Origin of the sequence: Arthrobacter sp. 24S4-2 (genome assembly GCF_005280255.1) — a bacterium.
GTDB lineage: Bacteria > Actinomycetota > Actinomycetes > Actinomycetales > Micrococcaceae > Arthrobacter.
Genome location: NZ_CP040018.1, coordinates 3018658 through 3042611, shown reverse-complemented (window position 1 = coordinate 3042611; position 23954 = coordinate 3018658). Strand labels below are relative to the sequence as shown.

Genomic DNA, 23954 nt, shown 5'->3' with positions numbered 1-23954 from the left:
CTTAGGCAAGGACGGAGCGGTACACCTCAAGCGTGGTTTCCGTGATGGATTCCCAGGAGAAGTGCTCCTCGGCACGGCGGCGGCCGGCCTGACCCATGGCGCGCGCCCGCTCCGGATCCGACACCACCTCGGTGAGGGCTGCGGCGAATTCGCTCACGAACTTCTCAGGATCGAGCGGGGTTCCGGTCCCGTCGGTGACCTGTTCCAGCTCCACCAGCAATCCGGTTTCACCGTGCTGGACAACCTCGGGGATACCGCCGGTGGCGCTGGCCACAACGGCGGCGCCGCAGGCCATGGCTTCCAGGTTGACGATGCCGAGCGGTTCGTAGATGGACGGGCAGGCGAAGGCCGTTGCGTGGCTGAGGACCTGAATCAGCTCGTGGCGGGGCAGCATCCGTTCAATGAGCACGACGCCGGTGCGCTGGCTTTGCAGCTCCTCGATCAGGCGGGCGGTTTCCGCTGCGAGTTCCGGGGTGTCTGCCGCGCCGAGGCACAGGACCAGCTGGACGTCCGCCGGCAGCTTCGCAGCGGCACGAAGCAAGTACGGAACACCCTTTTGGCGGGTATTGCGTCCCACGAACACCACGCTGGGCAGACCGGGATCGATGCCCAGGGCACGAATGGCGTCATCGCCCTCATCACGCTGCCAGAGCTCGACGTCAATGCCGTTGTGGACCACCTGGACCTTTGCGGGATCAACCTCCGGGTAGCTGCGCAGAATGTCCTGGCGCATCCCTTCGGAGACGGCGATGATGGCTGCGGCCGCCTCGTAGGCGGTCTTCTCCACCCAGGAGGACAGTGCGTAGCCGCCGCCGAGCTGCTCGGCCTTCCATGGACGCAGCGGTTCGAGGCTGTGGGCGCTCAGCACGTGCGGGATGCCGTGCAGCAACGACGCCAGGTGCCCCGCCATGTTCGCGTACCACGTGTGCGAATGCACCACATCGGCTCCCGCGACGTCCGGCACGATCCGCAGGTCCACTCCGAGAGTCTGGACGGCGGCGTTGGCTGCGCCCAGATCCTCCGGAACGGAGTAGGAAGTCACCTTGGCCCCGTGATAGTCGGGATCCCGGGGCGCCCCAAAGGCCCGCACCTGCAAATCCACATGTTTGGCCAATACGCGGCTCAGCTCAGCCACGTGGACCCCGGCGCCACCGTAAATCTCCGGCGGGAACTCTTTAGTCACAATGTCTATTCGCACGATACCCAAGGTAGTCGTTACGGCGTATCTGTTCTAGTGTGAAGGAATCCGGGCGTGCCGGATCTTGGGGAAGTTACGAAGGCGTACAGGAGCGACCATAATGCCGTTGAATAAGAAAGTCCTGGCAATTGTCCTCGCCGGAGGCGAGGGAAACCGTCTGATGCCACTGACGGCTGACAGGGCTAAACCCGGCGTGCCGTTTGCCGGAAGCTACCGGCTTATCGACTTTGCCCTGTCCAACCTAGTGAATTCCCGCTATCTGCAGATTGTGGTGCTCACGCAATATAAGTCCCACAGCCTGGACCGGCATATTTCCGAAACATGGCGGATGTCCACCCAGCTCGGAAACTATATTGCGTCCGTACCCGCGCAGCAGCGTGTGGGCAAGAGTTGGTTCCTTGGCAGCGCCAACGCCATCTACCAGTCCCTGAACCTCATCCGTGACGCCAACCCCGACATTGTGGTTGTGGTCGGCGCGGACCACGTCTACCGGATGGACTTCGCCCAGATGGTGGAGCAGCACGTCGCCAGCGGTGCCAAGGCAACCGTGGCCGCGGTCAGGCAGCCGCTGCACATGGCCGACCAGTTCGGCGTCATCGAGGTGGACCAGGACGATCCGCAGAAAATCGCGGCCTTTGTGGAGAAGCCTTCCTCGACGCCCGGACTTGCGGCGGATCCCACCCAGTTCCTGGCTTCCATGGGGAATTACGTTTTCAACGCCGACGCGCTGGTGGAGGCCCTGCACGTTGACGCCGAGCGCCTCGACACCAAGCACGACATGGGCGGCGACATCATTCCGTACTTTGTCGGTCAGGGCGAGGCCGGAGTCTACGACTTCACGCTGAACGACATCCCCGGCTCCACCGAACGGGACCGCACCTACTGGCGCGACGTAGGCACCATCGATTCGTTCTACGACGCCCACATGGACCTCATTTCCCCAATGCCGGTCTTCAACCTGTACAACTCGGAATGGCCCATTTACACGCGCCAGAGCATTTCCCCGCCTGCCAAGTTCGTGCGAGGGAAGGGCAACACCGTAGGCACTGCCCTCGATTCGATCGTGGCCAGCGGCGTTGTGATCTCCGGCGGCATTGTGGAGGGCTCGGTCCTGTCCAACGACGTCTACGTCAGCACGTCGAGCCGCGTGGTCGACTCGGTGCTGATGGACAAAGTCCAGATCGGCGAGGGCGCAGTGGTCAATCGCGCCATTATCGACAAGAACGTGAAAGTGCCCGCCGGGGCGGCGATCGGCCTTGACCCGGAACTCGACCGCGCACGCGGCTTCAAAGTAACGGATTCAGGCATCACTGTCCTGTCCAAGGGCCAGTTAGTCCCTGAGCCGGATGAAGCGGAACGTGCCCTCTCGGCAGCAAACCTGCATCAGGTGCCCAACGCAGTCAAGGCGGCAACGCAAAATTCCCCCGCCGCCCGGGAGTCCGTGGAGAAGGCCGGCGAAGCCCAGGCAGCTGCTGTAGGCGCCGCTTCCAGCGGCAATTAGTCGATCGCCACCAACCCCTAAACCTTGACGGCGGGCCGGGAGCTCCCCAGGCTGTAAAATCGAAACAATGAACACCCCCGATTTGACGCCTGAGGACATCCAGGCCTGCCTCAAGGTTCTCAACACCATCCATGCCTACGACGAGGAACACCCTGACTACGTCTCGGTGCGGCGCGCCACCGGCAAGATGTTCAAGGCCGTCAAACGGCACCGCCGGGTGACCAAACGCGATCTGATAGCCGAGTCCGACCGTGCCGTGATCGCGCAGACCGCCACGGCCGCACCGGACCGGATCGATGACGAGACCCGCGGGAACAAGCTTGAACCCTCGGCTACGGGCAAAGTTGCCGGGCATCTCATCAGGTCCCGCCCCTGTTACATCTGCAAGAAGCACTACACCCAGGTGGATGCGTTCTACCACCAGCTATGCCCTGAATGCGCCGCGTTCAGCCACAGCAAGCGCGACGCCCGCACCGACCTCACCGGCCGGCGCGCGCTGTTGACGGGCGGACGGGCCAAGATTGGCATGTACATCGCGCTCCGGCTTCTTCGGGACGGCGCCCACACCACCATCACCACACGGTTCCCGAAGGACGCGGCGCGTCGCTTCGCGGCCATGGAGGACAGCGGGGACTGGCTCCACCGGCTCAGGATTGTGGGAATCGACCTCCGCGACCCGTCCCAGGTTATGGCGCTGACGGATTCGCTGAACGCCGCGGGCCCGCTGGACATCATCATCAACAATGCGGCCCAGACGGTCCGCCGCTCGGGCAACGCCTACAAGCCCCTGGTCGATGCCGAGGACGAGCCCCTGCCGGCCGCCCTCGACCCGGCGAACGGCGGCCCGGAACTCGTGACCTTTGGCCACGCCCACGACAAGCACCCCTGGCCCTCGCCAGCAGTGTGATGGAACATCCCGTCCTCGCCGGAGATGCCATCACCTCCCTTGCCCTGTCCACGGGTTCAGCATCGCTGGAACGGATCGCGTCCGGCACTGCCATCGACGCCGGTGGACTGGTTCCGGACGTGGCTGCCATCAACAGCTGGACCCAGGTGGTTGACGAGGTGGACCCGCTGGAAATGCTTGAGGTCCAGCTCTGCAACGTGACTGCACCCTTCCTGCTGGTTAGCCGGCTGCGTGACGCCATGAAGCGTTCCACGGCGCGCCGCAAGTACATCGTGAATGTCTCCGCGATGGAAGGGCAGTTTTCGCGCGCCTACAAGGGCCCCGGCCACCCGCATACGAACATGGCCAAGGCCGCCCTGAACATGATGACCCGCACCAGCGCACAGGAGATGCTGGACAGCGACGGCATCCTCATGACAGCTGTGGACACCGGCTGGATCACGGATGAGCGCCCGCATTTCACCAAGGTCCGGCTCATGGAGGAGGGCTTCCACGCGCCCCTGGACCTGGTTGACGGCGCCGCCAGGGTCTACGACCCCATCGTTACGGGTGAAAACGGCGAGGACCAGTACGGCGTCTTCCTCAAGGACTATAAGTCGAGCCCCTGGTAGCGGCCATTTTTCGGGCACCCAACTATCAGAGACGCTGGCGGTGCCGCTAGGGGCCTTATGGCCCTAATGGGTGTGCCGGAGGGACCGTAACGTGGGTTTACATGAACACGATGACACCGCCCGAGGGCCAGCTGTCCATTGACCAGTGCTGGGTTATGCTCGACACCGAGACTGTCGGAAGAATCGCCCTCATCGTCGATGGCCACCCGGAAATCTTCCCGGTGAATTTCGTGCTCCAGCGTCGCAACATTGTCTTCCGGACAGCGGGCGGGACCAAGCTCTGGGCAGCCATGACCGCCAAGCCCGTCGCTTTCGAAATTGACGGCTACGACGCTCACGAAGAGATGGCCTGGAGCGTGATGGCCCGCGGCGAATCCGAACTGATCGAAACCCAGGACGAAAAGGACGAAGTTGACGCCCTGTTACTGGAACCGTGGCAACCCGGCGACAAGGACTACTACGTGCGGCTGGCACCCAAGGCAATGACCGGTCGGCGCTTCAAGGTCAAGAAGCCGGACCTGTGGAACACGCGGCTGACGGATCCCCGGCGCGCATCGTTCGAGTAACGGGTCTACCGGTGTTTCTCCGGTGTGTGTACTACCAGGACGGGGCAATGGGCATGCGCAACACAGGCGGAGCTCACTGAGCCCAGCAACAGGCCGCTGAAGCCCCCGTGGCCGCGCCGCCCCACCACCAGCATGTCGGCTTTCCGGCTGGCATCGATGAGCGTGTGGCGCGGCCGGCCCTGCTCCAACCGCGACTCCACGTTCGGCGGGAGCTCCGCCCCGAAGGCCTTAACCACGGCCTCCTGGAGGATCTCCCCGGCACGGACGTCGAAGTCGTTGATACCCATCGCCACGTAGCCGTCGTAGACGGGCGGATAATCCCAACATGCCAGTGCCACGATGCGGGCCCCGAGCGGCAACGCAAGTTCCTGGGCCCATTTGAGGGCTTCCACCGAGGCGTCGGAACCGTCCACGCCAACTACGATCGATCGGATGTCCATGGCCCGGTTCATTGCAGCCCCTTTCTGCCAACGGCACCGCACCGTCCGCCTGCTGTCCTTCTAGAATGTGTGCCGCGGACTGGAGGTGGTAGGGCCTAAAGACATGCCGCCCGTGGGTCCAAGGACCCTTGTTGCGGTAACGGGTGTCAACGAGAATTGCAGAGCCGGATGACGGAAACATAGCCGTCACAGACATAATGGATGTGCACCGTACCGGCAAGCTGGTTGCGGACCGACCTTGGCGGCTCCGGCCGCCGGACAGGAGGACCATGATTCCTCGGGCAGACCTCGGTCCCGCTACGCGCGAGACGCAGACTGACCTGATCCGCGTGTTCATCTTGGATGACCACGAACTGGTCAGGAGGGGCTTGCAGGAGCTCCTGGAAGGCGAAGGCTTCCAGGTGGTGGGCAGTTCCGGCTCAGCAGTTGAGGCGACGCGCCGGATTCCGGCCCTGCATCCCGACGTAAGCGTCCTTGACGCGCGCCTTCCGGACGGGACCGGCATCGAAGTCTGCCGGGATGTGCGATCGGTGGATTCCCGCTTGAATTGCCTGATCCTGACGAGTTTCGACGACGAACAAGCGCTCCGCGGCGCTGTTCTTGCCGGTGCGCGGGGGTATGTCCTGAAAGAGATCGGCGGCACGGATCTCATCGGGGCGATGCGCCGGGCGGCCGCCGGCGAGTCGCTGTTCGACGACGGTGTGGCGGCGAGCATTGTGGAAAGCCTGGTGGCACCCCAGCAGGTTGATCCGCGGATCGCCGGGCTGACTCCCCAGGAGCGGCGAGTACTGGAATTGGTGGGCGGCGGGCTCACCAACCGGCAGATCGCCGGGGAAATGTTCCTGGCGGAGAAGACAGTCAAGAACTACGTGTCCTCGCTGCTGGCGAAGCTTGGTTTTGAACGGCGGACGCAGGCGGCGGTGTACATCGCCAACAAGGCGGTGCCGGCCCAGTCCCCGGCGCCCACTCCGGTACGGCGCACGCCGCTGCGCCCCAGCCGGGTTCGAACCATTCCGCCACTGCCCACTCAGGGGCCGACTCCCAGGGGCATCGGCGGTAGATGGTCAGGCGGCAAAGCAGCAGCGAACTAAAGTAACCTCGAACTAAAGCGGCACTGACCACTCGAGGCTGGTTCCGGCGTCGGGAGCGCTGGTGATGGTGCAGGTGCCTTCCAGTATCCTGGCGCGCTCCTGCATGTTGTTCAGGCCGTTTCGCTTCGGCGAACCCCTGAGGCCGTGGCCGTTGTCCTTCACCAGGACGGTCACTTTGCCCTTCAGCGCCGAGACGGACACGTCGATGGAATCTGCCCCCGAGTGCCGTATGGCGTTGCTCAGGCCCTCGGAAACCACGGCCACAACATGGTTGGCTTTCTCCGGCCGGACGGAGTCCACCGGTCCTTCCAGGTTCAGCCCGGGCGTGAACGCCATTGTCTTGGCCGCGCTGCGGGTAACCCGCCGCAGCCGGCCGCTGAGCAACTCGGTATCGCCGTTGCCGGTCTTGAGCGAGTAGATGGTGTCCCGCAGGCTGCGGATCGCCTCGTCCAGTTCCCCGGTGATGGCCCCGATCCGCTCCAGGGCGAGATCTTCCTTCGTGAAGCGGTTCAGGCTCTGAACGCTAAGGCCGGCGGCGAAGAGCCGCTGGATCACCAGGTCGTGAAGGTCGCGGGCAATGCGGTCCCGGTCCGTGAAAACCAGCAGTTCCTCCCGCAAGCGATGGACCCGGGCAAGTTCCAGCGCCAAGGCCACATGCGATCCAAACACGGCCCCCATCTCCACGTCGGTGCGGCTGAAAGTGCCGGCGCCGGGGCCCCGGACCAGGAGGAGCAGTCCGTGATGGGCTCCCTGGGTGCTGAGTGCCACGGCAAGGAGCGCGCCCGTCGCTGTTCCCTCGAGGATTCCCAGCACGGCGGCGGCTTTGTCCACGAGGAGCGGTTCGCCACCGCCAAGGACTCCCTTCAGTGCATCCGAATCCAGGGACAGCGGAAGGCCGGAGAAAAGCTCCGCATCCTCTCCGTTGGCTCCGGCCACCACGTAGCCCACCCCGCCCGAAGACGGCGCCACGACCAGGGCCAGCCGGGACCCGGATTCCCGCAGTGCCCTGCCGGCAATCGAGTCAAGGCCTTTCGACGACGATAAAGGATCGCTTCCCAGCATCAGCCCGGAGACATCCATGCAGGCTTCCAGCCACTGCGCGCGGCGTCGGGCGTCGTCATACAGACGGGCGTTCTCAATGGCCACGCCGGCAGCCGCCGCCAGGGCAATAGCCAGCTCTTCATCCTCAACCGTGAAATCGCCGCCACCCTCCTTTTCCGTCAGGTAGAGGTTGCCGAACACGACATCGCGCACCCGCACCGGAACACCGAGGAATGACTGCATGGGCGGATGGTGCTTCGGGAAGCCATAGGCCTCAGGGTGGCGGCGCAGGTCATGAAGCCGCAAAGGCCTGGGGTCGGAGATCAGCAAACCAAGGACGCCGTGTCCGGTGGGCAGGGGACCGATTCGCTGGGCCAGTTCGCCGTCGATCCCTACGGTGATGAAGTGGCTGAGGGCGCGGTCATCGCCAATCACGCCCAGCGCCCCGTAGCGGGCACGCAGCAGCTGGCAGGCCGATTGGACAACGCGCTCGAGGACGGCGTCCAGGCTCAGGTCTTCGGCAACGGCGACAACGGCTTCCAAGAGGCCGCCCATCCGTTCCTGGAACTGGAGGAGTTCGCCGGCCCTGGATACGAAATCCTTAAGCAGGTCCTCAATCCGAAGGCTACTTGCTGCTGTGTAGCGTTCGGAACTGTCGCCATTGGCATGCATGTCCACAACCCAACTCCTGACGGGGGCCGTCGAATCCGGCGGCGTGAGGCCAGAATATCGTTAACGCCTTCTTCCGTGTGTGGCGCTTCCGGACAGCGGGCGGCATCAGGCCGTTATGCCCTACGCTGCCAGCACTTCTGCGGTAGGCTCGGGCTCATGAGCACCGATCGGAAACCGGAGGCCGGCAGGCCGAACGAGGTCGAGCACCTCGACAACCACGAATGCTGGCACTTGCTAAGAACCGTCTCAGTGGGGCGGCTCGCGGTCTGGGTGGAAGACCACCCGGACATCTTCCCCATCAACTACAAGGTGGACCACGGCACACTCGTCTTCCGTACGGCAGACGGCACCAAGCTGCAGGCAGCCACCGGTGACACGCCCGTAGCCCTGGAGGCCGACGGGGTGGACGCAGATACCGGGATCGCCTGGAGCGTGGTGGTCAAGGGCCAGGCCGCCCCGGTCAGGAACCCGCAGGAGGTCCTGGACACGGTTGGGCTGCTGCTGTTCCCCTGGCAGGCCGGCACAAAGGAGCACTTTGTCCGCATCACGCCGGACACCGTCACGGGGCGGCGCTTCAAGGTCACTCCCCCGCTGACCTGGTGGACGCCCCTTGATGACGCCCCGAAGTCAGGCAACGAGTAGTCCGGGACGAGTAGCCCGGCCAACAGGGGACGCTACGCCAGGCGCGTGATTTCGACGCTCACGTTCAGTGCAGAACCTCCGCCGCCGGACAGGATGCCCTTGAGCGGCGGCACGTCCCGGTAGTCACGGCCGCGTGCCACGGTGACGTGGAAGTCTCCAGCCGGTTTGTGGTTGGTGGGGTCCCAGCTGCGCCATTCGCCGTCCCACCATTCGAGCCACGCGTGGGACTGGCCGGCCACCGTCTCGCCGATGTCCGCCGTCGAACGCGGGTGGAGGTAGCCGGAGACGTACCGGGCGGGGATACCGCAGCTGCGCAGCGAGCCGACGGCGAGATGGGCCAGGTCCTGGCAGACGCCCTGCCGCTGGCCCCAGGCTTGGGCGGCGTTGGTGGTGACGCCGGTGGAACCCTTCATGTACGTCATTTCCCCGCGCATCCATTCAAAGATGGCCATGGCGGCCGCGTGCGGGTCCCTGCCTTCGACGATCCCCGGAATGATGCCGAGGACTTCGTCTCCCGGACCACTCAGGCGGGACTGCGGGATCCAGTCGCTGAACTGGTTGAGCGTCTCGGACGCCTGCAGCACGTCCCAGGAGACGATGTCGCCCTCGGCGGGGACGCGCTCAGCGCGGTGGACTTCGACCGTGGTGGTGGCGACTACCTCAAGGTACTCGTGCGGCATCTGCATGTCGAAGGCGGTAACACGCGTACCCCAGTAGTCGCGGTAGCTGCTGACGGCGGCCTGCGACGGCGCAACCTTCATGGACGATTCCAGCACCACCTGCTGCGGATCCGTCAGCGGCGTCATGCGGGCTTCGTTGTACGAGAGCGTGACGCGCTTGTTGTACTTGTAGCCGGTCTTGTGGATGATGCTCAGCCGGGTCATGAAACTTCTCCCACCCAGGCCAGTTCGTCCGCCTGATTGAAGTACTTACGGGAAATTGCGTCGGAAGCCTGCGACACGGCCTTCTGGACCCGCTCCATGTGCTCCGGCAGTTCGGACATGAGGTCGTCCGTGCGGTGGAACTCCAGGAAAGTGCGGGCCTGGCCCACAATCCGGCGTGCGTCGTTGATGAACCCGACGCGCTGCGCGGACGGGTCAAGCTTCGCCAGGCACTCGTCCGCATCCCGCAGGGCGTAGACGATGGAGCGCGGGAACAGCCGGTCCAGCAGCAGGAATTCGGCGGCATGCTGGTCGCCGAAGGCCGCCCGGCGGGTCCGAAGGAACGATTCGTAGGCGCCGGCGCAACGGAGCATGTTCACCCACGACATGCCCGCGGAGAGCACATCGCGGGTCGATAGCATGCGGGCCGTCATATCGGCACGCTCCAGGGAGCGGCCCAGGGCGAGGAACAGCCAGCTGTCGTCGTGGCTGACTGTGGTGTCCGCCAGCCCGCTTACCATGGCCGTGCGTTCCAGCACCCAGTGGCAGAACCGGTAGGTGCCCACCACGTCCTTGCGGTGCTGGTTCAGGCCGTAGTACGTGGTGTTCAGGCTCTCCCAGAGCCCGGAGGAAACCGTTTCGCGGGCACGGCGGGCGTTCTCCCGGGCAGCACCGAGCGAACCGGCGATCGACGTGGCGCTCTGTTTGTCGTAGGCGAGGGCGTGCAGCAGCTCCTCGAGGCCGAACTCGTCACTCTCGGGCCGGGCTCCCATGACAGCCAGGAGTTCCCGGGCCACGTTGTCCCGTTCCTCCGTGGGCAGGTGGTTGAGCCGCTCAAGGTGGACGTCCAGGATGCGGGCGGTGCCATCCGCCCGCTCCACATAGCGGCCGATCCAGAATAGGGACTCGGCAATACGGCTAAGCATTTACGGCTACCTCCTGCGGGTCCGGAATCTGCATGAACAAAGATAGGCAAACTGATGCGGGCTGCACCGGCGGGCGTCGGCTCACTGCTGCTGCTCCGCCTGGCGGTCGCGCCAGTTGCTTTCGACCGGCCACACCGAAACCCGCTCGCGGACGGTGATGGACGGCCTTGGCAGGAGTTCCACCGGAACCTCGGGAGAGTCAGACAGCACCCAGGTGTCCTTGGACCCGCCGCCCTGGCTGGAATTGACGATCAGCGAGCCCTCCTTGAGGGCCACGCGGGTCAGTCCGCCGGGGAGCACCCAGACGTCGTCGCCGTCGTTGACGGCAAACGGACGCAGGTCAACGTGCCGAGGGCCAAACTTATCACCGCTGAGGGTAGGAACCGTAGACAGCTGCAGGACCGGCTGGGCAATCCAGCCGCGGGGGTCTGCGATGACGCGCTTGCGCAGGGCCTCGAGTTCGTCCTTGGTCGCGTCGGGCCCGATGACCAGGCCCTTGCCGCCGGAACCGTCAACCGGTTTGACCACCAGTTCATCCAGCCTGTCCAGGACGTGCTCGCGGGCTTCCTTTTCCTCCAACCGGAACGTGTCCACGTTGGCGATGACTGGCTCTTCGTGCAGGTAGTAGCGGATCAGGTCGGGCACGTAGCTGTATACGAGTTTGTCGTCAGCCACGCCGTTGCCCACGGCGTTGGCGATGGTCACGCCGCCGGCACGGGCGGCGTTCACCAGGCCCGGGCACCCAAGCATGGAGTCGGCGCGGAACTGCAACGGATCGAGGAAGTCGTCGTCGATCCGCTTGTAGATGACATCCACGCGCTGTTCGCCGGCGGTGGTCCGCATGTACACGCGGTTGCCGCGGCAGATGAGGTCGCGGCCCTCCACCAGTTCCACGCCCATGAGGCCGGCCAGCAGGGTGTGCTCGAAGTAGGCGCTGTTGAACACGCCGGGGGTAAGGACCACTACTGTGGGGTCGTCGACGCCGGAGGGTGCCGTCTTGCGGAGCGCGGACAGCAGCCGCCGCGGGTACTCTTCGACCGGACGGATCAGTTGCTGGCCGAAGGCTTCGGGCAGGCCCTTGGCCATGGCGCGGCGGTTTTCCAGGACGTAACTGACGCCGGAGGGTACCCGCACGTTGTCTTCCAGCACCCGGAAGGTTCCCGCCGCGTCACGGACGACGTCGATCCCGGAGATGTGGACCCGGACGCCGCCGGCCGGCTCAAAGCCGTGCACCTGGCGGTGGAAGTGGGCGCTCGTGGTGACAAGCTGGCGCGGAATGACGCCGTCGGCAACCACGGTCATCTTGTCGTAGACGTCATTGAGGAAGGCTTCCAGCGCACGGACACGCTGCGCAACTCCCCTTTCGAGGACGCTCCACTCATCGGCCGGAATCACCCGGGGCACGATGTCCAGCGGGAACGGCCGTTCCTCCCCTGCGAAGTCGAAGGTGACGCCGCGGTCCAGGAACGTCCGCGCCATCGAATCGGCGCGGGCAGTCACGTCAGCGAGGGAAAGCTCACGGAGAGCCCCTGCGACCTGCCCGTAGGACTTCCTGGCTTGTTGGCCAGGGGCAAACATCTCGTCGTAGGCACCGCTGCGGCCGGCGGCCTCGGAGTAATCCTGGAATAGGTCAGACATGGTCAATAGCCAACCACCTTTTTGTTTCGAATTCATTACTGGTGCCCACTGTGGCGTGTTGGACCAACCCATCCGGTTCGTGTTTTTCCGCACTTTTCCGGCAAGGTAGGTGAGTGCCACTGCCCAGATTCCCCGCCGCCCCCTGGGGCGGATCTCCGCACGGATCCCACCCATCGTGCCGGGACTTCTCACTGCCGTTTTCGCCGTCGGGGTGGCCTTTACCGTACACGCAATGGTGCCGGTCCTGCCTGCCATGACCGTCGCCGTGGTGCTGGGGCTCCTTGCCGCCAACCTGCCTGGCACAGGAACGTGGGTTGCAGGCGGGGCGCGCACCGGGCTCGACTTCGCAGGAAAGCACCTGATGAGGGCCGGCATTGTGGTCCTGGGCCTGAAAGTCAGCGTCATGGACGTCCTGGGGCTTGGCTGGCAGGCACTCCTGCTCATTACCGGCGTGGTCGTGGCCAGTTTCGCCGGTACGTACGGCATTTCACGGCTGTTCCGGCTGCCGCGGGAGGCATCCCTCCTGATTGCCACCGGGTTTTCCATCTGCGGGGCCTCTGCCATTGGCGCCATGGCGGCGGTGCGCCGGGTCCGGCACGTGGACACCGTCCTGCCGGTTGCACTTGTCACGCTGTGCGGAACGCTGGCGATCGGCGTGCTGCCGCTCCTCCTGCACCCGCTGCAGCTCACGCCGGAGGAGTTCGGCGCCTGGACCGGCGCGTCGGTACACGACGTGGGCCAGGTGGTGGCAACGGCGCAAACCGCAGGGACCGGCGCACTGGCCATCGCCGTCGTCGTCAAACTGACCAGGGTGATCCTGCTGGCTCCCCTGGTGGCTGCCGCCGGGGTGCACCAGCGGACCGTCATCAGCCGGGAAGCGCGCAACGGCAACGGACCGAACGGGACCGTTCCCGACGGAGCAAATGGAAACGGTGCCAGCGGAAACGGCGCCAATGGAAACGGTGCCACCAGAAGCGTGCCTGCGGACCCGGCAGCCGAATCCGACGGCGCAGAAGTCCGGTTCCCGCCGATCGTTCCCTTGTTCGTCATCGGCTTTGTTGCCATGGTGGGTTTGCGCTCCACGGGCTGGCTGTCCCCGGGCTGGCCGGAGGCGGCCGCTGCCGCGCAGGACCTGCTGCTGGGCATGGCCCTTTTCGGCCTGGGCTCAGCCGTCCGGGTGCAGACGCTGCTCCATACCGGAGCCAGGGCACTGCTCGCGGCCCTCGCGGCGTGGCTCCTGATCGCGCTGCTGGGCCTCGGAGCTGCCGTGCTGATCGTGCGGCCATACTGACCGTCCGGCGCTGTTGGCTGTCCCGGCGCCAATGACTGGGGCGCGCTAATGACGGAGCGCCGATGGCGGGCGGGGCTCGTGATTCAATAGCTTGGTGTCGAATGAGAACCTGCAACGCGATGAAGCGGCAAAACGCTCAGCCCTGATTACCACCCACAGCTATGACGTCTCGCTCGACGTCCGCCAGGCGCCGGATCCGGCGGTCACCGGATACACGAGCCGCAGCGTCATCAATTTCTCGGCGCGCGAACCCGGCGCGACCACCTTCCTGGACTTCATCAGCAGCGACGTGCACAGCGTTTTCCTCAACGGAAGAAGCCTTTCAACCGCGGACGTTGTGGACGGATCCCGGATCCGGCTGGACAACCTCCAGGCCGAAAACCAGGTAACCGTGGCCGGAACGGCCCTCTACAGCACATCCGGCGAAGGCATGCACCGCTTCTTCGACCCTGCAGACGGCCAGTGCTACCTCTACACGCAATACGAGCCCGCCGATGCCCGCCGCGTGTTCGCCAACTTCGAGCAGCCCGACCTCAAAGCAGAGTTCACGTTCCACGTGATGGCGCCGTCGGACTGGCAGGTCGCCTCAAACGGGACCGAAGCCGGCCGCACCCAGCTGACCAGCGACCCTGCAACGAGCCGCTGGGACTTCGCAGCCACAGGCCGGATTTCCACTTACATCACCACCGTGCTGGCGGGGCCCTACTTCAAAGCAGAGGACCACTGGAGCGGAATGCTCGACGACGGCACCGGGCTGGAGGTCCCGCTGGCGCTGTACTGCCGGGCATCCATGGCCGAGTCATTCGATACCGCGAACCTCTTCCAGCTGACCAAGCAGGGGCTCGGGTTCTTCAACAACCTCTTCGACTATCCGTACCCCTGGGGCAAGTACGACCAGGCCTTCGTGCCCGAATACAACCTCGGCGCCATGGAAAACCCCGGGCTGGTCACCTTCACCGAAAACTACGTCTTCACCTCCCGCGCCGCCGATTCCCAGTACCAGGCCCGCGCCAACACACTGATGCACGAGATGGCGCACATGTGGTTCGGCGACCTGGTGACCATGCAGTGGTGGGACGATCTCTGGCTCAAGGAATCCTTTGCCGACTACATGGGCACACTCGGCGTGGACCGTGCCACGGACTGGGACACCGCCTGGGTGAACTTCGCGAACAACCGCAAGGCGTGGGCCTACGTGCAGGACCAGCTGCCCACCACCCATCCGATCGTGGCCGACATTCCAGACCTCGAGGCGGCCAAGCAGAACTTCGACGGCATCACCTATGCCAAAGGCGCGTCCGTGCTCAAGCAACTGGTGGCGTACGTCGGTTTCGAGGCGTTCATTGCCGGCTCCCGAAAGTACTTCCGGAAGCATGAGTACGGCAACACCACCCTGGCCGACCTTCTGGCGGCTCTGGGCGAAGCGTCAGGCCGTGACCTGGCCCTGTGGGCCAGCCAGTGGCTGCAGACGTCGGGGATTTCCACCGTCACTGCGGACATTGAAGAGCACGACGGCGTGCTCGGCGACGTGACGGTCGTCCAGGACGCAGTGGACCCCACCACGGGACGCCAGGAACTGCGGCCGCACCGCCTGCGGATCGGACTCTACGATTTCGACGCCCACGGCGCGCTGGTCCGGGTGGACAGCGTTGAAACGGACTTGGCCGGCCAGCGCACGGTGGTCCCGGAGTTGGCGGGCAAACCAGTGCCGGCGCTTCTCCTGATCAACGACGACGACCTCAGCTACGCAAAGGTGCGGCTGGATCCCCGTTCCGAAGCAACCGTCCGGGCGTCCCTCGGCGCCCTGCGGGACCCGATGGCACGGGCGCTCTGCTGGACGGCGCTCTGGGATTCGGCCCGGGACAGCGTGGCTCCGGCAGCCCGTTACGTTGCGGCTGTAAAGAGTTTCGGGCCGGGCGAAACGGGCATCGGCGTCCTGCTGAACGTGCTGGGCAACGCCGACACCGCCGTCGAACGCTACGTCCCGGCTGCGGACCGGGGTGCGGTCCGCGACGCCTTCCTGGAAGTGGTTGCCGGGGAACTGGAAGCGGCCGAACCCGGCTCCGACCACCAGCTCGCCTGGGCGCGGGCACTGGCCACCACCAGCAGGCAGGCCGCGGGGAAGCTGGATACGGTGCGGGGCATCCTGGACGGCACCACAGTGGTGGAAGGCCTCGCCGTAGATTCCGAACTCCGGTGGAGCCTGTGGCACGCCCTCGCTGCGCACGGCCAGGCCGGCGCCGGTGAGTTGGATGCCGAATTGTCCCGGGACACCACGGCTTCCGGCCGCGCCGGACATGCCACGGCACTGGCCGCCCGGCCGGACGCGGCCGTCAAGGCAGCAGCGTGGGATGCCGCGGTCCACGGGACCACGCTGTCCAACCAACTGCTTAGCGCGACGATCGCAGGCTTCAACACGGCACCGGACGGCCTGCTGGACCCCTTCGTGGAACCGTACTTCGAGTGCCTGAAGGGAGTCTGGGCCGGGCGCAGCATCGAGATTGCCAGCCGGATCGTCCGCGGCCTCTTCCCGGCCGGCCAGGACCTCGGCGACGGGCAGCCCGAAGAACACCCGGTCCTGGTCCGCGCAGACCATTGGCTCTCCGGGCATCCCGAAGCCCCCGGTGCGCTGCGCCGGATCATCATCGAGCAGCGGAGCCACCTTCACCGTGCCCTGCGGGCCCAGGCCCTTACGGCCCAGGCCGCGCCCGCCGCGTCCTAAGGCACCCGGTGCAGCCACTCCCCAGTGCCGAACTTGGCCGCCACGCGATCCTGCGCAGCGGCGAGTTCCGCCTCGGTGATGACTGACGGAGTGGCCCCGTACCGGCCGCTGAAGACCTCCATCATGGCGTCCACGATTTCGGCCCTTGCCAGGCCTGTCTGGCGGCGCAGCGGATCCACCCGTTTCTTAGCGCTGGTGGTGCCTTTGTCCGAGAGTTTCTCCTTGCCGATCCGCAGGACCTCCACCATCTTGTCCGCGTCGATGTCGTAGCTCATGGTCACGTGGTGCAGCATGCCGCCGTTGGCCAGGCGCTTCTGGGCCGCGCCGCCGATTTTGCCCTGCTCCGTGGCGATGTCGTTGAGCGGCACGTAGAAGGCCGCAATGCCGAGTTTCTTCAGTGCGGCCATGACCCAGGCGTCCAGGAAGGCGTAAGAGTCGGCGAAGCTGATGCCGTCCACCAGTGTCTGGGGCAGGTAGAGGGAATAGGTGATACAGTTTCCCGCCTCCATGAACATCGCTCCCCCGCCGCTGATCCGGCGGACAACAGTGATGCCGTGGCGTGCCACGCCGTCAGGATGGATCTCGTTGCGGACCGACTGGAAGCTTCCGATCACCACGGACGGTTCCTTCCAGTCCCAGAACCGGAGCGTCGGATTGCGGCGGCCCGCCCCCACCTCTTCAGTGAGGACCTCGTCCAGCGCGACGTTGACATGGGTCGGCAGCACCGATGGCGCTATGACGTTCCAGTGGTGGTCGCCCCAGCCGGTCGCTTTGGCCAGCGCCCTCCGGACGGCGGTGGCGACGGCGTCAGCGGAGAACCCGAAGAGGACGGCGTCTTCGGTCAGGGCTTCGGTTACGGCCGCTGAAATCTCGGCAGCGGCCGTATCCTCCGGGAGGCCGGTGAGCGCCCGGTTGATGTCCAGCAGCGCCTCATCGGGTTCGAGGAAGAAATCACCGCTGACGGAAACGTGGGCGAAGTGGCCGCCGACGACGTCGAAATCCACCACCACCAGCTTGCCGCCGGGAACCTTGTACTCACCGTGGCGGCGTCCGCCGCCGTCGTGCGTGCCGTCCGCCGGACCGGTCTCAAATGGAGGGAATGTCATGCATTCCATCCTGCCCCAACAACGCGAAAAACCCGCCCCTTCCAGAAGATACGGAAGGTGCGGGCTTTCCAAAAGAACCTTGGGGAGAAGTTGTTACTTCTTGCCGCCGAAGCCCTTGAAGCGAGCGTTGAAGCGCTCCACGCGGCCTGCAGAGTCCATGATGCGCTGCTTGCCCGTGTAGAACGGGTGGGACTCGGACGAGATTTCGACGTCGATGACCGGGTAGGTGTTTCCGTCTTCCCACTCGATGGTCTTCTTGGAAGACACGGTGGACTTGGTCAGGAACTTGACGCCGGAAGCCAGGTCGTTGAATACAACAGCTTCGTACTTCGGGTGGGTATTGGACTTCATAATGGGACCTTTGTTCGCACAACTGGATTTTGCCAGTTGCCAGGTATGAATGGGATGCGGGCCGCGGAACACCGAAAGCATCTGAAATACCGGGTGTCCGGACCAACACTCAATCCTAGCCTAAACACGCTTCCGGCACGAACCGGCGGACCTCCCGGCGCCTTCACGGCTACGGCGTCAGTCCCGCGGGCGCAGTTCCCAGAAAGCGACCGCGGAGGCGGCCGCAACGTTAAGGGAGTCGACGCCGGCCCGCATCGGGATCTTCACGGCGAGGTCGACGGCGGCGAGTGTCCCCTCGCTCATGCCCGCGCCCTCAGTCCCCAGCACGAGCGCCAGCTTTCCCGGATTCCGGGCGGCCAGTTCGTCGAGGTCCACGGCGTCGTCCGTGAGCTCCATGGCGGCAACCGTAAAGCCCTGCGCGTGGAGGGCCGCAAGGTCACCCGGCCAGGACTCCAGGCGGGCCCACGGAACCTGGAACACGGTACCCATGCTAACGCGGACGCTTCGCCGGTAGAGCGGATCCCCGCACCGCGGCGACACCAGCACGGCGTCGACACCGAGTGCGGCCGCGGACCGGAAGATGGCGCCTACATTCGTGTGGTCCACGATGTCCTCCAGCACGGCAACCCGGCGGGCTCCGGCAAGCAATTCGGGCAGCGGAACCGGCACCGGGCGGTGCATGGCCGCCATCGCGCCGCGGTGCAGGTGGAACCCGGTGATGTCCTCCAGCAAAGCGGCGCTGCCGATATACGCAGGCACGTCCGGGAACTCATCAAAGACGTCGCTGAGGTCCTGCAGCCATTTCTCGGCGAGGAAAAAGGATCGTGGCCGGTGGCCCGCAGCAAGGGCCCGCCGGAGGACCCGCGAAGATTCAGCGATGTACATCCCTTCCGCAGGTTCCCTGACTTTGCGGAGGTGGACGTCCGTCAGCTGGGTGTAGTCCGACACGCGCGGGTCGTCGGCGGATTCGAGGTAGTGGAAAGTCACGGGAGATTCATTTCAAGGGGTATTTCAGCTGGTCATTTAAGCAGGTTGGCGATCATGAAGCCCAGCGCCACGAGGCCCAGGGCAAAGATGACGCCGCGCAGGACGGGAGGCGACAACCGCCGGCCCACCTTGGAGCCGACCACTCCGCCGATCAGCGAGCTCACGGCGATGATCCCCACCACGGCCCAGTTAATACGGCCGAACGCGAACAGCAGATAGGACACGGCCGCGACGATGTTCACGCCCAGCACAAGGATGTTCTTCATGGCGTTGGCGTTCTGGATGGTTCCCGTCATGAAGACGCCCAGGATGCCCACCAGCAGAATGCCCTGCGCAGCGACGAAGTAGCCCCCGTAAACCCCGGCCAGGTACACCAGCACGACCAGGACCACGCCGTGGCGCTTGTCCCGGATGGCGTGTTCCGGGTTTTCCTCCCGGTTCCTCACCCACTGCTGGAGCCGGGGCTGGAACACCACCATCAGCAGGGCGAGCACAATCAGGCCCGGAGCAGCGTAGTAGAAGACCTTCTCCGGCAGGTGCAGCAGCAGCCAGGCGCCACTGATGCCGCCCAGAAGCGATGCAGGCAGCAGCCCGAGGAGCTGCTTGCCCCGGCCAGCGAGTTCCTTCCGATATCCCCAGGCGCCCGCGGCATTGCCGGCCACCAGCCCCATGGCATTGCTGATGGAGGCTGTTACCGGGGCAATGCCCAGGGCAATAAGCACAGGGAACGTGACCAGCGTGCCGGAGCCCACAACACTGTTGATGGTTCCGGCCCACAGCCCCGCGAAGAAGATGAAGACGCCGTTGAGTAACTCCACGCTCGGATAGCCGCCCGGTCAGCGGCGGGCAGTGGCGGCGTAGCGTCCCGCGTTGACGGTGACATCGAGCTGCAGGCCGAAGGTCTCGCTCAGGTGTTCGGATGTCAGGACCTCGGCAATGGGGCCGGACGCCACTACGCCGGCATCGCGCATCAGCATGGCATGCGTAAAGCCGGGGGGAACTTCCTCAAGGTGGTGGGTCACCAGCACAATCGCGGGTGCGGATTCGTCCCGGGCCAATTCGCTGAGGCGGTGCACGAGGTCCTCGCGGCCGCCCAGGTCCAGCCCCGCCGCTGGCTCGTCAAGGAGGAGCAGTTCCGGGTCGGTCATCAGGGCGCGGGCGATCTGGACGCGCTTGCGTTCACCCTCGGACAGGGACGCGAACGCGCGGTTAAGGAGCGGGCCCATCCCCCAGTCGTTCAGGAGCCGGAACGCGCGGCGTTCGTCGTCCTTCTCATAACCTTCACGCCACCGCCCGGTAACACCGTAGGCGGCGGTCACCACAACGTTGAGCACCTTCTCCTGCTCGGGAATCTGGTTGGCCAGGGCAGCAGAGGACAGGCCGATGCGGGGCCGGAGTTCGAACACATCAACCGAGCCCAGGATTTCCTCCAGGATGCCTGCCATGCCGCTGGTCGGGTGGAGCCGGGCCGCCGCAATCTGGAGCAGAGTGGTCTTGCCTGCGCCGTTGGGGCCCAATATTACCCAACGCTCGCCTTCTTTGACCTGCCAGTCCACCTTGTTGAGGAGCGTTTTGGCTCCACGGACAACGCTGACGGCAGCCATTTCAAGAACATCACTCATAAGAGTAGACACTAGGACAAAACAGGGTTGGACTGATAACTGAAACACCACCGGCGGAGCCTGACGCGGGCGGGACGAAACGAATTCGGGCGCCGGGTGCCCGCTGGCTAAGATTGCAGCCATGAGTTCGAACGTGACTGCGGTCAGCTACGGCGTAAAATTGTCCCCTGCGGAACTGGAGCACCTCCGTTCCTTGCTGACCGGGTCGGGCGCGTCCCTCGCCGCCGAATCCCGCACCGGCGACCACCGCTTCGAGGTGTATTCGGTCGATTTCTCGCTGGCGTCGGGCACCGCAGCGGACATCGCCGCGCTGCGGAAGGAGGTTGCAGCTGCCGGCTTCAGCAGCATGGACACCGCCATCGTTCCGGCTCCGCTGCGGGAGGCGCCCCGCAAGTTCCTCATCATGGATGTAGATTCCACTCTGATACAGCAGGAAGTCATTGAACTCCTGGCCGCCTACGCCGGAAAGCGCGAAGAGGTTACGGCGGTCACCGAAGCGGCAATGCGCGGCGAACTCGACTTCGCCCAGAGCCTTCATGCACGCGTGGCGGTCCTCGCTGGACTGCCCGCCGACGTCGTTGACTCCGTCCGCGCCGAGGTGAAACTCAGCGAGGGGGCTGCGGAGCTTGTTGCGGCGTTCAAGGCTGCGGGCCACGCGGTGGCTGTGGTGTCCGGCGGCTTCAACCAGATCCTGCGCCCCATCGCCGCGGATCTCGCCCTGGACTATTCGATCGCCAATGAGCTGGAAATTGTCGACGGTGCGCTGACGGGCAAGGTGCTCGGTGCGGTGATCGACCGTGCGGCGAAGGAGAAATACCTCCGCGAGTGGGCTGCCGCCGAAGGCATCCCGATGGAGCACACCATAGCCGTGGGCGACGGTGCCAACGACCTGGACATGCTCAGCGCCGCCGGGATCGGCGTCGCGTTCAACGCCAAGCCAGCCGTGCGCGCGGCAGCCGACGCGGCAATCAGCATGCCCTACCTGGACGCCGTCCGGCACATCGCGGGGGTCTGACTCCGTCCCGGACCCAACTACCCACAAAGGAAACAACGTACCCATGACCCACGACCCCAACAGTCCACCCATGCCACCGTCCGTGCTCTTCGTCTGCAGCAAGAACGGTGGCAAATCCCAACTGGCCGCCGGACTCATGAACCAGTTGGCGGCGGGGCGAGTCGCCGTCCATTCCGCCGGCACGAAGCCGGGCAAGTCGTTGAATCCGCAGGCCGTGGGCTCACTGTCCGAACTCGGCATCGACATCGCCGGTGAGCACCCCAAACCGGTCACGGATTACACCCTGGACGCTGTTGACGCCGTCATCATCCTCGGAAGCGAAGCAAAGCTCGAGCCCCGCGCAGGCACCCGCTTCGAGGTGTGGGATACGGACGAGCCCTCCGAACGCGGTATTGAAGGCATGGAACGCATGCGCCTGGTCCGGGACGACATCCAGGCCCGGGTCCAGAAGCTGTATGCGGAGCTGACCGGGGATTAGACAGCGCAAAGCCCCGGGTCAGAAATATCTGCCCCGGGGCTTTGTTGTTGCCGTTGTCCGGTCAGGTCAGCCTGCCTGGCCGGTGCTCTTCCCAAAGTAGTCGGCGCCGCCGGCGTACTCGGTGTGGCCTGTTTCGACGTCGGCCGTCACCATTTTGGCGATTTCCGCGGCGAATTCGGCAACCGAGTAGAGCTTGCCGGCTTCGGCGCGGCGGGCCTCGATGGCGCCGGGGCTGGACCGGTCGAGAAGCGTTGCGGTGACGGTTCCTTCGATCATGTCGCCGGAAACCACCACCAGGGAGATGCCCTTGTCAGCCAGGTTCGGCACCAGCGCGCGGAGAGCGTCCTCGCCGGCACGCTTGCTGCGTGCTACCGGCTCGTACTCAGGCATGGTGGGAACAGAATCGATGAAGTGCGCCTGGTGGCTGGTGACGAAAACAACGCGGGAGCCTTCACGCATGAGTGGCACTGCGGCGTTGAGCATGTTGACCTGGGCGTCACGGTTGAGCTTCAGGGCATAGCCCTCTTCCATGCCCGTTTCCATGCCGCCGGAAGCGTTGAGCACCAGCACATCCAGCGAACCGAAGTTCTCCATGGCGGCGCTGGCCAGCGCCTGGACACCTTCCTGCGTGGTCAGGTCGGCGCCGACTGCCGCAGCGCGACCGCCGGCCGCCTCGATCTCGGCCACAACCTTGTTGGCCCGGGGGCCTTTTGGCGGTAGTTCACCACAACAGCGGCACCTTCAGCGGCGAGGAGCTTTGCCACATCCGCGCCGATCCCCCGTGACGATCCGGTCACAATCGCAGTCTTGTTGTCCAGCAATCCCATTCGAGCTCCTTTGTTCCAAACGTCCAAAATCTGTGGGTCTGCCATCCATCATGCCAGCGGACCGGATGATTTCAGTTGTTTAACGTCAACAAAGAAGCGGACTCAGGCTAGTTCCTGCCGGTGGGGGCTGTTGTTGGCACGTGCTGGACGGCGTAGGCTCGCGGCCATGAATCTGCAGAACCCCCTAACAGTCGGTGCGTCTTGAACGGTGGTTCCACCGGAGAGTCCACCCCGGAAGATGTCTTCAGCGGCTCTCCGCTGGGGCTGGAACTGTGTCGCGGCGTCGAACGGATTGTGGCGGGGTTGCCGCCGTCCACCATGCGCGCCACCAAGAGCCAGGTGGCCTTCCGCGGCCGGCGGGGTTTTGCCTACATATGGTGGCCCGCCCGCTATGTCAGGTCCAACGTTCCCGCGGTGCTTTCGATCGCGCTGCCACGGCGCATCGCGTCGGAAAGGTTCAAGGAAGTGGTCAATCCGGCGCCCGGGGTGTGGATGCACCACCTGGAGCTGCGCTCCCTGGCAGACCTCGACGACGAGGTGGCCGGCTGGCTTGAGGAAGCGCGCAAAGCGGCGGGCCGACTGCCTTTGTGACGGGCAGCTCCCGTCCTTACCGGTCGGGTGGCCTTTGCCGCCGATCGTGCCCGCAGAGGCCATAGGCAGGCGATCGCATGGCTGACCTCGTCCTGACCTACCAGGATCTTGCTGAACGCGTGGGTCCCTTGGTGCTCCAGCTGGGGACGAGCAGCGCATGGGAATATTCAAATCTAGTAGGTCTCATATGGCGTCCTGAAGAGAGTGACTCCCCACTCAGAGTTGTGCAGCGCGATGCCGGCATCCTTTTCCACAGACTGGAGCGGCTCTTGGACATACTTTGCAATCCGCTTCTGTTCCTCGTCCCACGGGAAGTCGCAGGTCCCGACAGAACTCTTCATTGTCGCCGGATCAGGCGTGATTGTTTGGCCGACAATGCTGACCCGGAGCGCATAGGACGCGCGCGGGATCCGCACGGACATCCAGGGACTGCCGCCCACGTTGGCGAACCTTACAGCGTAGTCGCCAGAGCTCAACCCCGGACCGCTGGGTACGGTGGCGGGGATCAGGGAACCGGAAGTGAAGTAGTGGCACTCCAGCACACCAGCGGTTGGTGCGTATTTCGGACCTTGTCCTAAACAGTCATCGACGCCGTGACCCGCAGGAGCAGGAGGCGCGGGCGGAACAGGCGCGAGAGTCATGCCCGGCGACAGTTCGGCGGCCAAAGAGGGTGCAGTCGTGACGGTAGCCGGCCCGGCGTTTGCCTGGTCCGCTCGGGTTGAAGACGGAGCCGATCCACATGCCGCAGTCACGGCGGCTACGGCGAGGCAGGCAACCGAAAGCATCGCTCCGCTGCGAACTCCATGACTGCTGATTCCCCCGGACGCAACCATGAAGCGAACACTACGTG

At 65.0% G+C, this 23954-nt stretch carries 20 protein-coding genes and 3 pseudogenes; 10 read left to right on the top strand and 13 right to left on the bottom strand.

Annotated elements, in window-relative coordinates:
* Position 1: 1 nt before the first annotated feature.
* Positions 2–1198 carry a glycogen synthase gene (gene glgA, locus FCN77_RS14005; RefSeq protein WP_137322756.1) on the bottom strand — a complete coding sequence of 399 codons (1197 nt, stop codon included), beginning with the start codon at positions 1196–1198 and terminating at the stop codon, positions 2–4.
* A gap of 100 nt (positions 1199–1298) precedes the next feature.
* Between glgA and glgC the strand changes: the two genes are divergently transcribed.
* The 3 genes and pseudogenes from glgC (at position 1299) to FCN77_RS13990 (ending at position 4783) form a co-directional block, all read left to right on the top strand.
* Entirely contained in the window at positions 1299–2699 is a 1401-nt protein-coding gene (glgC, locus tag FCN77_RS14000; RefSeq protein ID WP_137322755.1) for a glucose-1-phosphate adenylyltransferase, read from the top strand.
* Between the two features lie 67 nt (positions 2700–2766).
* A pseudogene (locus FCN77_RS13995) lies at positions 2767–4217 on the top strand (SDR family NAD(P)-dependent oxidoreductase).
* 101 nt (positions 4218–4318) lie between these two features.
* Complete coding sequence (locus FCN77_RS13990) at positions 4319–4783, top strand: pyridoxamine 5'-phosphate oxidase family protein (protein WP_137322754.1); 465 nt, start codon at positions 4319–4321, stop codon at positions 4781–4783.
* A gap of 5 nt (positions 4784–4788) precedes the next feature.
* On the opposite strand, the gene FCN77_RS13985 is transcribed toward FCN77_RS13990, so the two are convergent.
* Positions 4789–5223: a universal stress protein gene (locus tag FCN77_RS13985; RefSeq protein WP_254678560.1), complete on the bottom strand. Its 435-nt coding sequence runs from the start codon at positions 5221–5223 to the stop codon at positions 4789–4791.
* A 269-nt stretch (positions 5224–5492) separates the two neighbouring features.
* Between FCN77_RS13985 and FCN77_RS13980 the strand changes: the two are divergent.
* Positions 5493–6155: pseudogene (locus FCN77_RS13980) on the top strand (response regulator); the annotation flags it as partial.
* A gap of 171 nt (positions 6156–6326) precedes the next feature.
* On the opposite strand, the gene FCN77_RS13975 reads toward FCN77_RS13980, so the two are convergent.
* A complete protein-coding gene (locus FCN77_RS13975; protein WP_137324774.1) occupies positions 6327–8027 on the bottom strand; it encodes a GAF domain-containing sensor histidine kinase in 1701 nt (566 codons plus the stop codon).
* Positions 8028–8183: 156 nt separating this feature from the next.
* Here FCN77_RS13975 and FCN77_RS13970 point away from each other — a divergent pair, with 156 nt between their 5' ends.
* Positions 8184–8669 carry a pyridoxamine 5'-phosphate oxidase family protein gene (locus FCN77_RS13970; protein WP_137322751.1) on the top strand — a complete coding sequence of 162 codons (486 nt, stop codon included), beginning with the start codon at positions 8184–8186 and terminating at the stop codon, positions 8667–8669.
* A 32-nt stretch (positions 8670–8701) separates the two neighbouring features.
* On the opposite strand, the gene FCN77_RS13965 is transcribed toward FCN77_RS13970, so the two are convergent.
* From FCN77_RS13965 to FCN77_RS13955, 3 genes are all read right to left on the bottom strand, one after another.
* Positions 8702–9553, bottom strand: coding sequence for a transglutaminase family protein (locus FCN77_RS13965; protein WP_137322750.1), 852 nt, complete (start codon positions 9551–9553; stop codon positions 8702–8704).
* The gene (locus FCN77_RS13960; protein ID WP_011691978.1) at positions 9550–10476 is read right to left on the bottom strand and encodes an alpha-E domain-containing protein; all 927 of its coding nucleotides are present in this window, start codon (positions 10474–10476) and stop codon (positions 9550–9552) included. Before FCN77_RS13960 ends, FCN77_RS13965 begins: the two co-directional genes overlap by 4 nt.
* Positions 10477–10557: 81 nt before the next feature.
* A complete protein-coding gene (locus FCN77_RS13955; RefSeq protein ID WP_137322749.1) occupies positions 10558–12114 on the bottom strand; it encodes a circularly permuted type 2 ATP-grasp protein in 1557 nt (518 codons plus the stop codon).
* 232 nt (positions 12115–12346) lie between these two features.
* Here FCN77_RS13955 and FCN77_RS13950 point away from each other — a divergent pair, with 232 nt between their 5' ends.
* Positions 12347–13405 carry a YeiH family protein gene (locus FCN77_RS13950; RefSeq protein WP_254679024.1) on the top strand — a complete coding sequence of 353 codons (1059 nt, stop codon included), beginning with the start codon at positions 12347–12349 and terminating at the stop codon, positions 13403–13405.
* 94 nt (positions 13406–13499) lie between these two features.
* Positions 13500–16127 (top strand): aminopeptidase N, encoded by a 2628-nt coding sequence (pepN, locus tag FCN77_RS13945; protein WP_137322748.1) that lies wholly within the window; start codon positions 13500–13502, stop codon positions 16125–16127.
* Here pepN and FCN77_RS13940 read toward each other — a convergent pair.
* The 5 genes from FCN77_RS13940 to FCN77_RS13920 form a co-directional block, all read right to left on the bottom strand.
* Positions 16124–17233 carry a biotin/lipoate A/B protein ligase family protein gene (locus tag FCN77_RS13940; RefSeq protein ID WP_137322747.1) on the bottom strand — a complete coding sequence of 370 codons (1110 nt, stop codon included), beginning with the start codon at positions 17231–17233 and terminating at the stop codon, positions 16124–16126. The genes pepN and FCN77_RS13940 overlap by 4 nt on opposite strands.
* Before the next feature lie 93 nt (positions 17234–17326).
* Positions 17327–17584 carry a type B 50S ribosomal protein L31 gene (locus FCN77_RS13935; RefSeq protein ID WP_011691973.1) on the bottom strand — a complete coding sequence of 86 codons (258 nt, stop codon included), beginning with the start codon at positions 17582–17584 and terminating at the stop codon, positions 17327–17329.
* A 177-nt stretch (positions 17585–17761) separates the two neighbouring features.
* The gene (locus FCN77_RS13930) at positions 17762–18571 is read right to left on the bottom strand and encodes an RNA methyltransferase (protein WP_137322746.1); all 810 of its coding nucleotides are present in this window, start codon (positions 18569–18571) and stop codon (positions 17762–17764) included.
* 32 nt (positions 18572–18603) lie between these two features.
* Positions 18604–19389, bottom strand: a complete 786-nt coding sequence (locus FCN77_RS13925) for a sulfite exporter TauE/SafE family protein (protein ID WP_137322745.1) — start codon at positions 19387–19389, stop codon at positions 18604–18606.
* A gap of 18 nt (positions 19390–19407) precedes the next feature.
* Entirely contained in the window at positions 19408–20193 is a 786-nt protein-coding gene (locus FCN77_RS13920) for an ABC transporter ATP-binding protein (RefSeq protein WP_137322744.1), read from the bottom strand.
* A gap of 121 nt (positions 20194–20314) precedes the next feature.
* Between FCN77_RS13920 and serB the strand changes: the two genes are divergently transcribed.
* Entirely contained in the window at positions 20315–21208 is an 894-nt protein-coding gene (serB, locus tag FCN77_RS13915; RefSeq protein ID WP_137322743.1) for a phosphoserine phosphatase SerB, read from the top strand.
* A gap of 43 nt (positions 21209–21251) precedes the next feature.
* On the top strand, positions 21252–21686 hold the full coding sequence (locus FCN77_RS13910) for a low molecular weight phosphatase family protein (protein ID WP_254678559.1): 435 nt from the start codon (positions 21252–21254) through the stop codon (positions 21684–21686).
* 66 nt (positions 21687–21752) lie between these two features.
* Here the strand turns inward: FCN77_RS13910 and FCN77_RS13905 are convergent.
* Positions 21753–22513, bottom strand: a pseudogene (locus FCN77_RS13905) (SDR family oxidoreductase).
* Positions 22514–22714: 201 nt separating this feature from the next.
* On the opposite strand from FCN77_RS13905, the gene FCN77_RS13900 reads away from it, so the two are divergent.
* A complete protein-coding gene (locus tag FCN77_RS13900) occupies positions 22715–23104 on the top strand; it encodes a DUF5655 domain-containing protein (protein ID WP_137322742.1) in 390 nt (129 codons plus the stop codon).
* A gap of 173 nt (positions 23105–23277) precedes the next feature.
* Here the strand turns inward: FCN77_RS13900 and FCN77_RS13895 are convergent, their stop codons facing one another.
* Positions 23278–23544 (bottom strand): hypothetical protein, encoded by a 267-nt coding sequence (locus FCN77_RS13895; protein WP_137322741.1) that lies wholly within the window; start codon positions 23542–23544, stop codon positions 23278–23280.
* Between the last annotated feature and the right edge of the window lie 410 nt (positions 23545–23954).